This is a genomic window from Acinetobacter entericus (genome assembly GCF_026168575.1).
GTDB lineage: Bacteria > Pseudomonadota > Gammaproteobacteria > Pseudomonadales > Moraxellaceae > Acinetobacter > Acinetobacter bouvetii.
Map to the genome: position 1 here is coordinate 19,785 of NZ_JAPEQW010000003.1, position 14,713 is coordinate 34,497.

The following is a 14,713-nucleotide window of genomic DNA, read 5'->3' on the forward strand; positions in this document are numbered from 1 at the left end:
ACAATCTATAAAAAATTATGCTTAGGGGACTGTAGCTCTGCCGCAGTTTTTCAGTTCAGCTTTTTCACCAGCTCACCCAAGCGCTGGCCTTGCGATGCGCATAAAATCTTTTCATCCTGACTCAAAGACAGATCATGGCGCGGGCCGCTGACATGGCTGGCGCCATACGGCGTACCGCCGCTTTTCGTATTGGACAGCGCCGGCACCGCATTGCTTAAGCCCATAATCATCATGCCATGATGAAACAGCGGCGGCAGCATGGTCAGCAGCGTGCTTTCCTGCCCCCCATGCATCGAGCCTGAGGCGGTAAAGACACAGGCTGGCTTGCCATGCAGTGCGCCATTCAGCCATAGGCTGGTGGTTTGATCGAGGAAATATTTCATTTCGGAAGCCATATTGCCAAAACGGGTCGGCGACCCCAGCGCCAGACCAGAACAATTCGCTAAATCATCCAAGGTACAATAAATATCACCTTCATCAGGAATGCTTGGCGCCGCTTCAGTCACAACAGCCGCAATATTCGGCACCGTTCTGATTTTGACTTGCGTGCCTGCGGACTCTACGCCATCGGCAATCAAATGCGCCATTTCTTTGGTCGATCCATATTTACTGTAATAAAGTACAAGAACGTAAGGCTGCATAATTTTAGATAAATGACATTAAAAATGAAAACTATACGGTATTTTTCCGTTTTTTTGGTTAAGCTGGGCAGTGAAAATTGAGAAATATGATTAAAAAAATTGAGACTTTAGCGCATGATTGAAGCATATTTAAAAAGACTTCCCTTTTATGACAAGAAATGGTTTCAGTTTGTTTTATTTGTAATAAGACGCTTTGAAGCTGACCGCTGCCGGGAACAAGCAGGCTCCCTGACCTACACGACGCTGTTCGCTGTTGTGCCGATGCTGACGGTTTTTTTGGTGATTATTTCATCCATTAAAGCGCTGGAACCCGCGCGCCAGCAATTGCAGCAGCTGATTTACAGCAACTTTCTGCCTAAGACCACCATTGCATTTGACAAAGCCCTGAACGCATTCACGGATAAGTCCAGCAATTTAACTGTGATTGGGGTGCTGTTTCTGTTCGTTACCACAGTCATGATGCTAACCAGCATTGAAACCGTATTTAACCGGATCTGGCGCGTGCGGGAAACCCGCGGCGGCATCTTAGGCTTTATGCGCTATTGGACCATTATTTCATTGGGCCCCATTGTTCTGGGCAGCGCTTTTGTCATTTCCTCAACAGTCGCGTCCATCAATGTGCTGAGCAATAACTTTGCCGGCTATGAACTGGATGGCGCCTTTATTTTGTGGTGCATTTCATTTTCGCTTACGGTTTTGGGCTTTTTTATTCTGAATTGGACCATTCCTAACCGCAATGTGCCAATTAAAGCGGCGTTCTTTGCCGGCGTATTCAGCGCAACTGTTTTTGAACTGCTGAAGCATTTGTTCAGTTTTGTCATGTCCAATTTCACCAGCTATGAAATTATTTACGGCGCTTTTGCCGCTGTGCCTATTTTCTTACTGTGGATTTTTCTGTCATGGAATATTGTCTTAATTGGCGTTGAAATCAGCTTTGCGCTGACCGCATTTAACGCAGACACCCACCACCGCCGCAAGCGCCATGCCGTCATTATGCTGCTGGATGTCTTGGAACTGTTTTATCAAAAGCAGCAAAATGGCCAAACCGTGACTGAAGCTGAAGCGCTGGATGTTTTAGGGCGTGAAGAGATTGGACGCTGGCCGTCTTATGTGCAAATGCTGGAAAAGCAGAATCTGATTAAACGCACCGACGACAATAACTATGTGCTGCTGCGCAATTTGTCTCAGGTTGATTTTTGGAGCTTCTATGTGCAGCTGCCTTATCCGCTGCCGCGCCGGGAAGATGTCAACCATGCCTTTGATGACAAATGGCTGGAACGCATCGGCCCATTCTTAATTGAATCCGATGATTATTTAGCGGCGAAACTGGCTATTCCCTTATCAGCTATTTTTGAAGAGAAATAGCCATTCGCTGGCTTCATTTCAATAAAAGGCCATGCATTGATGGCCTTGGATGTCAATTTTGATATTTAATCCCTGACTTGGATAAATCATGGTTGCCGGGCCGTTTTTCCGGCACCGCCAAACCTGTAAATTGAGGCAGTACAGCATTGGCTTTTATCTGCTAAGGCTGAATATTCCTTAGTCTGCTGACCAAATATTATGCAGATTCCGCCAGATGCAAAGCGCGTCTGATCCATGCATGCAGACTGACAGTCATAACACCCGCCATCACAAAAGCAGTCCCTAGAATAAAGTTCGGCTCAATCTGCTCATTCAGAAAGGTTACGCCAAAAATCATGCCGAAAATTGGCGTTAAAAATGAAAATACGCCTAAGCCATTGGCTAAATATTTACGCAGCAGCCAAAACCACAGCATCAGGCTGAAAAAAGACATCAGCAATACATGAAACGCCATGCTGCCTAGCGCGATGGCGCTCCAGTGAACCGCGGCTTGCCCAGTCAGCACAGCGACCGGCATTAAAAACACAAATCCGCCCACCAGCTGATAAAATAAGGTCTGTGTGGGCGGCGCATCTGCCAGTTTGGTCAAGCGCAGTGAAATGGTAGTCAATGCCCACATCCCCCCCGCCAGCAAGGCAAGAAGATCCCCCCATAAAGCTTGCGGAATCTGCTGTCCAGCATGCTGACCGCGCCCGATGAAGGACAGCGCAATGCCGCCAAAGGCCATAAAAATCCCCAGCCACTGCACCGCATTCAGCTTTTCAGCAGGCAATTTCCAGTGCAGGCCCAGCGCGACAAAAATTGGCGCAGTGTACAGCAGCACCACAGTATGTGACGCGGTGGTGTAGCGCAGCGCTTCCGCCACCAGCAGAAACTCTGCAGAAAACAGCAGCGCCAGCCAAATGCCAGGCAGCAGGTACTCCTTGCTGCAGAGGTGTACGCCTTGCTGCAGCCGGATTAAGGGAAAGACAAGCAAAGCAGACAGCCCTGAACGGATCGCTATTTGCATGATGGGTGAAATGTCAGGCGCCGCCAGTTTCAGTACCGCCTGCTGTATGCCCCAAATCATGCACAACACAATCATTAAGCCAGATGCCTGAACATCCAGCGCTTTACGCTGTTCCACAATGCTTACTCAACCGTTCATCAAGCGCACACTATAAAACTGTCTTAAATAAAAGATATAATTAAAATCAGACAAAAAATCTTTTTATTCAGGCAAACCGATATGCCGCAAAACCTCAAGCGTGACCCGGCCTCTTTAAAGCAGCTGCCGACCAATGATGATATCGCCCGCACCTTGTGGATCAGTTTCCGCGACGATCCCGCGCTTTCAGCCTACCCCGTACATGGGCACGCATGGGGAGAATTCATTTATGCCTTTAATGGCGTGATGGAAGTCCATATTGATCAGGTCGATTATATAACCCCGCCGCCTTACGGCATTTGGCTGCCGCCTAATTTGCAGCACAGCGGGCTGAACCGCACAGCGGTTTCACATGGAACCTTATATGTGCACGAGCGCCTGTGCAGCCGCATGCCGCAGCAGGCCGGCATTCTGCTCAGTTCCAGCTTGGTTTCAGCAATTTTTGATCATTTAAGGCAGCGTACTCTGCCTGAAGATTCGGCTGAATATCAGCGCCTTTTGCAGGTGATGCTGGATCAGCTGCAGCAGGCGCAATTGGTCAGCAGCTATTTGCCGCATTCCAGTCACCCAGCGCTGATGCAGATTTTGGACTTTTTACATCAGCATCCGGACGACAGCAGCCCGCTGCAGGTGCTGGCGCAGCAAGCCAATATGACTGAGCGCACTCTTGCACGCTGCTGCCTGAAAGAATTGGGCATGTCTTTAAATGAGTGGCGGCAGCGCCTGAAAGTGATTAAAGCCATGAGCATGCTGACTGCGGGCAAAAAAGTTGAAAGCATTGCACTGGACTTAGGCTACGCCAATGCCTCAGCCTTTATCAATATGTTTAAACGCTGGATGAACCTGACCCCTGACCAGTTTAGAAAGCTGAATCAGCCATAATCATCAGCATGCCTGATCATCACCATTGACTGCAGCCGCGCAGGCAGTTTGATGGCTTTATCACTCGACTATCCATCCAAACCCTAAACAAATAGAATGCAAATTAAGCTTTAAGCCTATTCAAACATATCTGACAGAGAATCTGACGGCAGCCCGTCTCCTCAAATCGCCTCAATTCAGTAGAGCATTGTGCATCAGTCCGCATCGATACACGGTCCATTTTTAGGCCATTTCAATAAAAAAACCGCCTTATAGCGGTCTCTTTTTTATGCATCCTGATCCGGATTCACTTTACAAAAGTCGTCCACACGTAATCCTGTGCTTTGCCTTTTAACGTCATTTTCAGCTGCTCGCCTGGCTGCAGTGCCGCCACGCCTGCAGGCGTGCCCGTCATCACCACATCGCCGGCTTCCAAGCTGAAAACTTGACTGATGTCTGCCAGCAATGAACCGATATCAAAAATCAAATGCGACGTGTCGCCTTTTTGGCGCAGTTCATCATTCACATGCAGCGTATAGTGCACATCATTCCAATCGCTCACCACATCATCCACTGCAACCCAGCCGGATAAAATGCATGAACCGTCATAGGCTTTGCAGCGTTCCCACGGCTGGCCCTTTTTCTTGAGCTCATCCTGCTGATCGCGCAGGGTTAAATCCAGACCTAGTGTGACCGCGCCGATGGCATCCAGCGCTTTGACTGGATCAGTCTCACCTTTCAGGGGACGGTCAATGCGCAGGCTTAATTCGCATTCATAATGGCAGCTGCCCAGCGCAGTGTTCCATGCAATGCCATCGGCCAATGATGTCAGCGCGCTGGGCGGCTTCATAAACAAAACAGGACGATCCGGGACCGCATTGCCCAGTTCTCTGGCATGGTCTGCATAGCTGCGGCCCACGCATACAATTTTAGATGGACGTGTCGTCATAATCTTCCCTTCCTGTTTTATTGCAATCGGCTTTCGCCTAATCGCCTGTTAAACGCTATTTCTTAAATGTATTTTCAAATACAGTTTGGTCCGCCGGATTCGCAAACGCGCGCTTGGGTACAATCACCACGGTGCGGTTTTTCATTTCCAGCATATAAGTCAATTTGCCTGATGCAAAATTGGCAACATCGGCATAATTGAAAGTGTTTTTGCGGCCATTGGCATGCAGTTCAGCATAATCCTGATACAGGTCAATGCCCTGCTCGCTTTTGCCGAATTGATATTTGACAAACTGGCGCTTAAACATCATCGGCAAGAACCAGTAGCGCATCAAAATCTGCATGATCAGGAAAAAAGCGCCCAGCCCAACATAATAGCGGCCCGCGCCATCAAACCCTAAATAAAACCCCCACGCAATAATGCCCAGGCTGATCACTGGCGTGACAAAGCGGGTCAATTGTTTTTTGCCGAAAGTCGCTAAAGCAAAGCCGTCCTGCGACTCTTCCAGATTTAAAAAATAACGCAGCGATAAAGCAGGTTGAGTGTCCGACATACGCGTATAAGCACATCAATGATAGAAATTGAGCTAAATCTTACACCAAAATGCGCATTTTCCTTATTCTTTTTCCGCTGCCGTTCAACCCATTCAGGCTGTTCATTGCTGTCAAAATGGGTTAAAAATGCTGCCCATAATAAATGCATAAACAGGATGTGATATGCGCCCTAAAATAAAAACCGCGATTTTCCCCATCTTGATCTTGGCCTGCTGCAGCGCGGCCATTCAGGCCGAAGCCAGTTTTGTGCAGTGGACGCCGCAAATTCCCAGCAGCCTGAGCCCGTTTCAAAACAGCCCGCAGCAATTGGCGGCATTTACAGGCAGCAGTATTGCCATTTTTGCGCACCCAGCACAGAGCATCAGCCTGCCGACCATGAAATATGGCCAGCGGATCTCTGGCAAATATTACAGCGCGGCGGTGGTGGTTCCCGCCAGCAGCAAAAATGTCGCGCGCCTGCTGCAAAATTATGCCAATTATGCCGGGCTTTTTCCCACTTTAAAGCAGGCGAAAATACTGGAACAGCAGGGAGGTGTATCCACTGTTCAATATTCTATTCATATCCCTATGCCAATTCCTGTGCTGAATTTCCGTGAAAGTGTCACCATGCAGCATCAGATTGAAGGCAGCAGCATCAGCAGCCTGGTCTTAGATGCCCCTGTTCCTTACAGCTCAGGCAAGCTGGAATGGTTTGAACTCAGCCCCAATCAGACCTTGATTACAGTCACGCAATGGGGTGACCTGAATAAGCCTAAAGGCTTTTTATTCAGCAAAATTTTAAATGCCGTACCGGAAGCTAAACTCGGCATTCCAGCCGGCACCAGCGGTTTTTTACTGGAAGCCCTGCAGCGCCGTTTTAAAAGCAGCGCCGCAGAACCCGCAATGACCGTGCTGCCTGCAGTAAAACTATCCGAAGAGCAGCTGCTGCGGGTTGCGCAAATCAGTCAAAAATCACAGGAGCCGGTCAGTTTTATTTTGCCTGCGCAAAAAATCCAGTATGCCAATAATACTGAAATCATGCGCTTCAGCACCAGTTATCAATACTATGCGCAGCAGCCGGAACAGCTGCAGCAATGGCTGGCGCCTCCCGCTTTTCAGCAATTGTTTCCCAATCAGATCAAATCATTCAAAATTAAACAGATCAATCAGAGACAGCTGGATGCCGATTACCGCATTTCAGTCGGCTTAGGCGTGATCAGCATTCCTTTCGATTTCAAAATGTGCTTTGATTCCCCAAATGCCCTGCAAAATCAGTTTCATGCGACTGGCGGCGATTTAAAACTTGTCCGCGGGGCAATGCGCCTGATGCCATTCAAGCAAGGCAGCCTGCTGAATATTACCAGCGCAGTGAAAATTGATGACAGTGCGCCCTTTCTGCTGCGCGCTATGCGGAGCATGCCTTATCATGAGATGCTGCCCGCTGTCGGCGGCAACACGGTATTTGCATTAAAAATCTGGCAAAAAGTTAGATAACTGGGTAACTGTAATATTTATTTCCGATAGGTCAACGCATAAATAACAGGCACAAAAAAACCGCAGCATGTGCGGTTTTTCAGTCTTGATCAAGTTGGTGCGCTCAGAGAGATTCGAACTCCCGACCCCTTAGTTCGTAGCCAAGTGCTCTATCCAGCTGAGCTATGAGCGCGACGTCTTGATGGAATGCATTATACGTGATTTTCAACTTTTGTTAAGCGCTTATTTGTATAATTCCAACTGACCGTCTAGTATTTAGGCGCATCCGCTCAGAATCCCCGCTAAACCCTGCAGATTCGCCGATTTCAAAGCCATGCATGACTGCAGCATTTAATTTGAATCCGCGCAGATCCGGCTAAAACGGCATCTGCGGTTCCGCTATTCAGCAAAACCTATACATATTTTCAACAGCGTTTCAGCCCAAATGGCCCATTTCCACGGCGCCGCCGCGGACATAGTGCGCAAAAACTACGCCGCTGGCTGTCACAGCATGATCTTTCAAGGCATAGGCCGCTGGAACTGCATTGGCTGCAAATAAGCGCTTGCCTTGGCCCAGCAGCAATGGAAAAATCATCAGCTGCAGCTCATCGGCAAGGTCATGCGCCAGCAAGGCCTGAACCAGCTGCGCGCTGCCATGGACTTTAATCGCGCCGCCGCGGCCGGCTTTTATTTTTCGCACGTCCTCCAGCTGTTGCAGGAAAACCGTATTTTGCCAGTCTGAATGCGCCAAAGTCCTAGACAGCACATATTTGGCCACCTTATTGATTCCAGGCCACAGCGCATCATGCGCTGGCCAGTATGGCGCCCAAATTTCAAAGGTTTTGCGTCCCAGCAAAATATCCATCGGCTGCATCCATGCGCGCATAACCGCAGCAAGTACGGCGTCATTCTCTGCAAAATAGGGCGCTGCCCAGCCGCCATGCCGAAATCCGCCTGAAGAGTCTTCCTCTGCTCCGCCCGGCGCCTGCATCACGCCATCCAGCGTGATGAATTCCTGCACAATGAGTGTTCTCATGCTATGCACTCCCCCAGTATTGAAGGGTCAGTGTTCGATTCTTTTTATACTAATCTTATTTTCAAAATAAAGAGCAAAAGCCAAAATTCAGACACAAAAAAACCGCAACATGTGCGGTAATTTGTTCAAGTTGGTGCGCTCAGAGAGATTCGAACTCCCGACCCCTTAGTTCGTAGCCAAGTGCTCTATCCAGCTGAGCTATGAGCGCTAAACTTGTGTGCCTTAACGGCTTACGTTACTTTTCGTGTTTACTTATTGGTGCGCTCAGAGAGATTCGAACTCCCGACCCCTTAGTTCGTAGCCAAGTGCTCTATCCAGCTGAGCTATGAGCGCTAAACTTGTGTGCCTTAACGGCTTACGTTACTTTTCGTGTTTACTTATTGGTGCGCTCAGAGAGATTCGAACTCCCGACCCCTTAGTTCGTAGCCAAGTGCTCTATCCAGCTGAGCTATGAGCGCTAAACTTGTGTGCCTTAACGGCTTACGTTACTTTTCGTGTTTACTTATTGGTGCGCTCAGAGAGATTCGAACTCCCGACCCCTTAGTTCGTAGCCAAGTGCTCTATCCAGCTGAGCTATGAGCGCGACATAAGTAAAGCGTGGCGGTGAGAGAGGGATTCGAACCCTCGATACAGTTACCCGTATGCGTCCTTAGCAGGGACGTGGTTTCAGCCACTCACCCATCTCACCGTAACGTGGCGCCATAATACAAACTTAACCGCTGCACTGCAAGCAATGCACACTGTTTTTTTGCTTTTTTTTGCTCAATTAAATATTTTTTAAACGATTTTCAGAAACTTTAACGGTAATCGCTGGAAAAAGACGCTATTCGCCAGCCATAAAAACTGCAAACGTCGTAAAATGCCAACTTAGAACACAATATTGCAATCATTTACGTGCAGTATCCTGCTGCATGTCTTATGCTAATCCTAATCTTCTGACTTGAAGCCAAAGACATTATGAAAAATTGGGTCGACCCTGAAGCAAAAGCTGAAGCCGAACGTTACGAAAATCCAATCCCCAGCCGCAAGCTGATTTTGGAAACCATTGAACAGCGCGAAACTGCGCTGTCGCATGCAGATCTTGTCGAGCATTTTGAAATTGCCGATCAAAAAAGCATTGATGCCCTGAGCCATCGCTTAATTGCCATGGTGCGTGACGGACAGCTGATGAAAGACGGCTTTAAATTTCAGTTGGCTGAAGAACAGCCGACCCATGAAGCAACGGTGTACATTAACAGTAAAGGCTTGGGCACGGCCAATATCTCAGGTCAGGATGATCTGCTGCTGCCGGAGCGTGAACTGCGCCAAGTCTTTAACGGCGACCGGGTTAAAGTCCGCCAGACATCGGTAGACCGCAAAGGCAAAGCCTGGGGCTTTATTACCGAAGTTCTGCAGCACCGGGTGAAAGAAATTATCGGAAAAGTATCAATATACGATGGCGAATATTTTATCCAGCCCGCCAATCCCAATGCGCATCAGCCCATTACCTTAGAAAAAGAGCTGATTGAGCATGCCAAAGTCAAAGTAGGCGATTCTATCCGTGTCGCTATTGACACCTACCCAACCAAAGATGAATTTGCGACAGGCCATATCGTGCAGTCGATGGCGGATAAAGCTGATACTGAAATCATTATTCCGCAAACCATTTTAGAGTACGGCTTGCCGTATGAGTTTCCTGAAGCGGTAATTAAAGAAGCCGAAAGCTTTAAAGAGCCGTCGGATCAAGACTGCAAAGGCCGCATCGATCTGCGCGATTTGCCATTGGTGACCATTGACGGTGAAGATGCCCGCGACTTTGATGATGCGGTGTATGCAGAAAAACGCGCTGGCGGAGGCTACCGCGTCGTGGTGGCGATTGCCGATGTCAGCCATTATGTGCGTGTAGGCAAGCCGCTGGATGATGAAGCGCAAGAACGCGGCACGTCGGTGTACTTCCCGCATTTTGTTCTGCCGATGCTGCCGGAAGCGCTGTCGAATGGCCTTTGTTCGCTGAATCCAAATGTTGACCGCTTATGCATGGTCTGCGACTTGAAACTGTCACGCGCTGGCCGGGTAACGGGCTATGAGTTCTATCCGTCGGTCATGCACTCTAAAGCGCGCCTGACGTATACGCAAGTTGCGCAGTATTTTGACGGCGACAGCAAAGCGGTCACCGAAGACCGCGATGTGCGCAAATCATTGAATACGCTGTTCCAGCTGTATCAAGTCTTAAAAGGCCTGCGGGCAGAACGTCATGCGATGGAATTCGAAACGGTCGAAACCTACATGACCTTTGATGAATTGGGCGGCATTAAAGAAATTCTGCCGCGTTCACGCAATGAAGCGCACAAACTGATTGAAGAATGCATGCTGCTGGCCAATGTCGCTGCAGCGGACTATGCATTGAAAAATGAAATTCCGATGCTGTACCGTGTGCATGAGCCGCCAGAGTTTTCCCGCATTCAGAAAGTTCGTGATTTTGTGAAGCTGCTGGGCATGAACTTCCCGGAACAGCCGACTCAGGCGGATTATCAGGCCGTCATTGAAGCTACCAAAGACCGCATTGATGCGCCAAGCATTCATGCCGTGCTGCTGCGCTCAATGATGCAGGCCTACTATGGCCCAGACAATGCAGGCCATTTCGGTTTAGCCTATGAAGCATATACGCACTTCACATCGCCTATCCGCCGCTACCCGGACTTGCTGCTGCACCGCGCGATTAAAGCGCATCTGCAGAAGAAACCGTTCCCATTATCGGGCCAGTCTTTGAGTGATGCCGGTGAGCATTTCTCCGCAACCGAACGCCGTGCAGATGAAGCATCCCGTTCTGTAACTGCATGGCTGAAATGCCATTATATGCATCAGCATTTGGGTGAAGAATTTACCGGCACGATTTCTGCTGTCGCGGAGTTTGGCTTATTTGTTACCTTAAAAGACTTATATGTTGACGGCATGGTGCATGTCAGCCAATTAGGCGATGACTTTTTTGTCTTTGATCAGCCGAGCCAAAGCCTCATTGGCAAAGGCCATGGCCAAACGTTCAGCCTAGGTGATGAAGTCAAGGTGAAAGTTGCCGGCGTAAACATGGAAGAGCGCAAAATTGATTTTGAATTGCTGCAGCAGCTGACACACGGAGGCCGCGCTGTACGCAGCCGGGCGCCGCGCGTCGCTAAACCGGCGCAGCGCGCCGATGCTAGACCAGCCCCGCGCGGTGATGCCAAGGAAGAAGTCTTTTCTGAACAGGGCAAAGCCACTGTCAGTGAAGACGGAGAACGTCCCATTCGAAAGAAAAAGTCCAAATCAAAACCAAGCTCTTACGGCGCAAAGTCTGATAAAAAATCTGCAGCTAAATCTGAAGCAAAGGCTAAAGATAAAGTAAAGAAAAAAGCCAAGGCAAAAAAGAAAAAGGCCAATGCCAAAGCGAAAACTGAGTAATTGCGGCAACCATTAAAAGAGCGCTTCGGCGCTCTTTTTTTTATGCAGTGAATGCAAATAAAAGTCACCTGCTTGGAAAATGCAGCACTGGCAAAGCTAAGCATCTTTAAACAGCATTCGGAAAATCGATGCTGGCTTGCCAGCGCGATTTGCAAACTGCCCAATACAATCTCCCGAATTATGATGCAGCGCCAGTATTAAAATAACCTAAGTCATCTCCCAGCCCCCCCCGCAAGTTCGATCTATCTGGAGCATGCTTTCAACACAGTTAAAACTCAGCCCATCGCTGAATAAATGCTGATTCAGCCTTGATTTCCCTACACTTAAGCCTTACATCTACACATAACACAGAATATTTTTATACGGCATTACCATTATGGCATTAGAAAAGGCAACTCTGCCCGTTCCGCAATTCGATCAAATTCAATTAAATCAGCTGAAATTACAGATTGAACAGGCCATTCAGCATGGACAGGATTTTTTAAATGAACTGACCGCAGTTCCAGACAGCATTCAAGCGCAGCTGCAGGTTTTAGACACCGTCGACCATCTCGAAAATAATATGAGTGAGTCTTGGGGCGTGCTGTCACACCTAAATGCCGTAATGAACAATGCAGAGACTCGTGAAGTGCATCAAGCGCTTTTGCCTGCACTCAGTGAATATTACACAGCGCTTGGTCAGCATACGGCGCTGTATCAGACTTATCAGCAAGTGCATGACAACAGTATTTTCAGCACGTTGCCTGCAGCGCAGCAGAGCGCGGTAAAACTTGCCCTGCGTGACTTTAAACTGTCTGGCGTCGCGTTAGAGGGCGAAGCCAAAAAGCGCTATGCAGAGATCTCTTCGCGCCTGTCGCAATTGTCTTCTGACTTTTCCAACCATGTATTGGATGCAACACAAGCCTACTTTAAACCGCTGAGTGAAGCGCATCTGGAAGGCCTGCCGCAAAGCAGCATTGAATTATTGAAGCAGTACGGCCAGCAGCGCGAGCTGGAACAGCCGGCAGCCACTTTGGATATCCCATCCTATTTGGCTATTATGACTTATGCGGCCAGCCGTGAACTGCGTGAAGAACTGTATAAAGCCTACACCACCAAAGCCTCTGAATTAGGCGGCCATCCCGAGTTTGACAATACTTCCGCAATGGAAGAAATCCTCAGCCTGCGTCAGGAAATGGCGCAGCTGCTGGGCTTCAACAATTACGCAGAATTATCACTTGCCAGCAAAATGGCGCCGGATGTGGAAACCGTCAATCAATTTTTAGTCGATTTGGCAGAACATGCGCGCAAGCCGGCAGAAAAGGAAATTGCAGAACTCAAAGCTATTGCGGCGGCTGACGGCATCACAGAATTGCAGCCATGGGACACCGGCTACTACAGCGAAAAGCTGAAAATGCAGCAATTCAATTTGTCACAGGAGGCCCTCAAGCCCTACTTCCCTGCGCCCAAAATCCTGCAAGGCTTGTTCGGTATCGTCAACCGTTTATACGGCATTAATATTGTCGAACGTGAAGCGCCGGTTTGGCATCCAGACGCCCGCTATTTCGAACTGGAAGATCAAGGCGCTGTGGTCGGCGGATTCTACTTCGATTTATACGCGCGCAGCGGCAAACGCGGCGGCGCATGGATGAGCGGTTTCCGTTCGCGCATGCAAACCGCCAGCGGCCTGCAAAAACCGATTTGCTACATGGTTTGCAACTTTACCCCGCCTGTGGGCGATCAGCCTGCGCTGCTTACGCATGATGAAGTGAATACGCTTTTCCATGAATTTGGACACGGCCTGCATCATATGCTGACAGAAGTCGATAATATCGCAGTCGCAGGCACACACGGCGTCGCCTGGGATGCCGTAGAATTGCCTAGCCAGTTTATGGAGTTTTGGACCTGGGATAAAGACAGCTTAGACCTGCTGAGCGAGCACATCGGAAGCCATGAGTCCCTGCCGGCAGACCTGCTGAAAGCGCTGCTGGACGCCCGCCATTTTCAATCCGGCATGCAGTCGCTGCGCCAGATAGAATTTGCCTTATTTGACTTGAATATTCACAAAACAACACCTGCGCTAAACGCGGCTCAAATTCAGGCCACACTGGATGAAATCCGTCAAAAATATGCAGTTGCGCCCAATGCCAGCTATAACCGCTTTCAGCACGGATTCAGCCATATTTTTGCGGGCGGCTATGCGGCTGGCTATTATTCATATAAATGGGCAGAAGTTTTGGCCAGTGATGCCTTTGACCGTTTCGAAAAAGAAGGCATCTTCAACACAGAGACTGGAAAACAGTTTCGGCAGTTTATTCTAGCAGTTGGCGGAAAAGATACAGCCCTTGACGCATTTATCAATTTCCGCGGACGCGAGCCAAAAATAGATGCTTTGCTTCGTCATCAAGGTTGGACGAACGCATCATAAAACGCTTAAACTAGTTGCCTTAGTTTGATTGAGGGTAGCAGGATGACCATTAAACGCCGTTTCATTGCTGGAGCAAAATGTCCAAAATGCCAGGCGTTAGATCGAGTCGTCATGCTGACTTCAGGCGACGATGAATGGATTGAATGCATTGACTGCGGTTACAGTGAAAACCGCCCGACGCATGTGGAAGAACCGGAAACGCCGGCTGTTCCAGATGACATCGGCGTTATTCAATTCAAGCCTCGCCAGCCGAAATAACAACAAGGCTTTTATATGTTTGAAGATCAAAGGCATAGCCCGAAACTTTTAATCGGGATTGTTGGGGGATTAATTGCTGTCATCGCACTGTTCTTAACCTATCAGTGGATGATGGCGTCCAATGCAGAAGATTTGCCGCCGCATCAGGCTGATGCTGCGCCTGTGAAAGCAGCGTCCGCGGAAACGCTAAAACCTCCTGCGGCGGCGCCTGAAGCTGTTTCCACTGCAGCCAAATTGGCCGATGAAGATATTCTGCAGGCGCCTGTGCCTGAAAATGCGGCTTTAGCTAAAGAAGAAATCGCAAAATTGGAAGATATTCAATCGCAGCTGAATGAACAGGAAAAAACGCTGAAAGCGCAGCATACCGATGCTGACCAGCTGATTAAGCTCAAAGAAGAGCAAATTAAATTGCTCGAAGCTCAGCTGTCCCAAAAGCCATAATTTCATCAATTCAATTGAGGCTAGAATATCCGCCACTTTCTAGCCTTTTTTCTTATGCCGCATGCTCCCGCAAAGCGCGGCCTGTTTAAGGCCCTTGGCCTGTAAACACTATCCGCCCTTTTATGCATTTGCATCCGTTTTGCTCTCTGTGGCGTTAACCATGCCGCCAGCGTCTTTTTCCGCAGACT

Annotated in this window: 12 protein-coding genes and 6 tRNA genes; 7 read left to right on the forward strand and 11 right to left on the reverse strand. The window is 48.8% G+C overall.

The features are described from left to right. Window positions 1-50: 50 nt before the first annotated feature. Window positions 51-641 carry an NAD(P)H:quinone oxidoreductase gene (wrbA, locus tag OKC24_RS02955; protein ID WP_131276098.1) on the reverse strand — a complete coding sequence of 197 codons (591 nt, stop codon included), beginning with the start codon at window positions 639-641 and terminating at the stop codon, window positions 51-53. A gap of 114 nt (window positions 642-755) precedes the next feature. On the opposite strand from wrbA, the gene OKC24_RS02960 reads away from it, so the two are divergent. Then, window positions 756-2,006 (forward strand): YihY family inner membrane protein, encoded by a 1,251-nt coding sequence (locus OKC24_RS02960; protein WP_131276099.1) that lies wholly within the window; start codon window positions 756-758, stop codon window positions 2,004-2,006. 196 nt (window positions 2,007-2,202) lie between these two features. Here the strand turns inward: OKC24_RS02960 and OKC24_RS02965 are convergent, their stop codons facing one another. Further along, a complete protein-coding gene (locus OKC24_RS02965) occupies window positions 2,203-3,132 on the reverse strand; it encodes a DMT family transporter (protein ID WP_165499127.1) in 930 nt (309 codons plus the stop codon). Window positions 3,133-3,234: 102 nt separating this feature from the next. On the opposite strand from OKC24_RS02965, the gene OKC24_RS02970 reads away from it, so the two are divergent. After that, a complete protein-coding gene (locus OKC24_RS02970; protein WP_130143887.1) occupies window positions 3,235-4,035 on the forward strand; it encodes an AraC family transcriptional regulator in 801 nt (266 codons plus the stop codon). A gap of 286 nt (window positions 4,036-4,321) precedes the next feature. Here the strand turns inward: OKC24_RS02970 and OKC24_RS02975 are convergent, their stop codons facing one another. Together OKC24_RS02975 and OKC24_RS02980 are read right to left on the reverse strand one after the other, a co-directional pair. Then, window positions 4,322-4,963 carry a fumarylacetoacetate hydrolase family protein gene (locus OKC24_RS02975; protein WP_130143888.1) on the reverse strand — a complete coding sequence of 214 codons (642 nt, stop codon included), beginning with the start codon at window positions 4,961-4,963 and terminating at the stop codon, window positions 4,322-4,324. 55 nt (window positions 4,964-5,018) lie between these two features. Further along, window positions 5,019-5,516 carry a YcxB family protein gene (locus OKC24_RS02980; RefSeq protein WP_130143889.1) on the reverse strand — a complete coding sequence of 166 codons (498 nt, stop codon included), beginning with the start codon at window positions 5,514-5,516 and terminating at the stop codon, window positions 5,019-5,021. A gap of 163 nt (window positions 5,517-5,679) precedes the next feature. Between OKC24_RS02980 and OKC24_RS02985 the strand changes: the two genes are divergently transcribed. Next, window positions 5,680-6,990, forward strand: a complete 1,311-nt coding sequence (locus OKC24_RS02985; protein ID WP_131276100.1) for an SRPBCC family protein — start codon at window positions 5,680-5,682, stop codon at window positions 6,988-6,990. 95 nt (window positions 6,991-7,085) lie between these two features. Here the strand turns inward: OKC24_RS02985 and OKC24_RS02990 are convergent. The 7 genes from OKC24_RS02990 to OKC24_RS03020 all read right to left on the reverse strand — a co-directional run bounded on the left by OKC24_RS02990 (window position 7,086) and on the right by OKC24_RS03020 (window position 8,693). Further along, a tRNA-Arg gene (locus OKC24_RS02990) sits at window positions 7,086-7,162 on the reverse strand. A 243-nt stretch (window positions 7,163-7,405) separates the two neighbouring features. Then, the gene (locus OKC24_RS02995) at window positions 7,406-8,005 is read right to left on the reverse strand and encodes a dihydrofolate reductase family protein (RefSeq protein ID WP_130143890.1); all 600 of its coding nucleotides are present in this window, start codon (window positions 8,003-8,005) and stop codon (window positions 7,406-7,408) included. Window positions 8,006-8,136: 131 nt separating this feature from the next. Further along, a tRNA-Arg gene (locus tag OKC24_RS03000) sits at window positions 8,137-8,213 on the reverse strand. A 48-nt stretch (window positions 8,214-8,261) separates the two neighbouring features. After that, a tRNA-Arg gene (locus tag OKC24_RS03005) sits at window positions 8,262-8,338 on the reverse strand. Window positions 8,339-8,386: 48 nt separating this feature from the next. After that, window positions 8,387-8,463, reverse strand: a tRNA-Arg gene (locus OKC24_RS03010). A gap of 48 nt (window positions 8,464-8,511) precedes the next feature. Continuing rightward, window positions 8,512-8,588, reverse strand: a tRNA-Arg gene (locus OKC24_RS03015). 15 nt (window positions 8,589-8,603) lie between these two features. Continuing rightward, window positions 8,604-8,693: transfer RNA gene (locus tag OKC24_RS03020), tRNA-Ser, on the reverse strand. Between the two features lie 266 nt (window positions 8,694-8,959). On the opposite strand from OKC24_RS03020, the gene rnr reads away from it, so the two are divergent. The 4 genes from rnr to OKC24_RS03040 all read left to right on the forward strand — a co-directional run bounded on the left by rnr (window position 8,960) and on the right by OKC24_RS03040 (window position 14,525). Next, window positions 8,960-11,419, forward strand: coding sequence for a ribonuclease R (gene rnr, locus OKC24_RS03025; protein ID WP_213073134.1), 2,460 nt, complete (start codon window positions 8,960-8,962; stop codon window positions 11,417-11,419). Window positions 11,420-11,795: 376 nt separating this feature from the next. After that, complete coding sequence (locus OKC24_RS03030; protein WP_265464767.1) at window positions 11,796-13,826, forward strand: M3 family metallopeptidase; 2,031 nt, start codon at window positions 11,796-11,798, stop codon at window positions 13,824-13,826. Between the two features lie 48 nt (window positions 13,827-13,874). Continuing rightward, window positions 13,875-14,084 (forward strand): YheV family putative zinc ribbon protein, encoded by a 210-nt coding sequence (locus OKC24_RS03035; protein ID WP_171065538.1) that lies wholly within the window; start codon window positions 13,875-13,877, stop codon window positions 14,082-14,084. A 15-nt stretch (window positions 14,085-14,099) separates the two neighbouring features. Next, complete coding sequence (locus OKC24_RS03040; protein ID WP_131276102.1) at window positions 14,100-14,525, forward strand: hypothetical protein; 426 nt, start codon at window positions 14,100-14,102, stop codon at window positions 14,523-14,525. Window positions 14,526-14,713: the final 188 nt, after the last annotated feature.

Bases quoted from the DNA above. Each gene is read 5' to 3' on its own strand.
- OKC24_RS02975 (WP_130143888.1), bottom strand. From the start codon at position 4,963: ATGACGACACGTCCATCTAAAATTGTATGCGTGGGCCGCAGCTATGCA.
- OKC24_RS02960 (WP_131276099.1), top strand. From the start codon at position 756: ATGATTGAAGCATATTTAAAAAGACTTCCCTTTTATGACAAGAAATGG.
- OKC24_RS02970 (WP_130143887.1), top strand. From the start codon at position 3,235: ATGCCGCAAAACCTCAAGCGTGACCCGGCCTCTTTAAAGCAGCTGCCG.
- OKC24_RS02985 (WP_131276100.1), top strand. From the start codon at position 5,680: ATGCGCCCTAAAATAAAAACCGCGATTTTCCCCATCTTGATCTTGGCC.
- OKC24_RS02980 (WP_130143889.1), bottom strand. From the start codon at position 5,516: ATGTCGGACACTCAACCTGCTTTATCGCTGCGTTATTTTTTAAATCTG.
- OKC24_RS03030 (WP_265464767.1), top strand. From the start codon at position 11,796: ATGGCATTAGAAAAGGCAACTCTGCCCGTTCCGCAATTCGATCAAATT.
- OKC24_RS02995 (WP_130143890.1), bottom strand. From the start codon at position 8,005: ATGAGAACACTCATTGTGCAGGAATTCATCACGCTGGATGGCGTGATG.
- wrbA (WP_131276098.1), bottom strand. From the start codon at position 641: ATGCAGCCTTACGTTCTTGTACTTTATTACAGTAAATATGGATCGACC.
- OKC24_RS03040 (WP_131276102.1), top strand. From the start codon at position 14,100: ATGTTTGAAGATCAAAGGCATAGCCCGAAACTTTTAATCGGGATTGTT.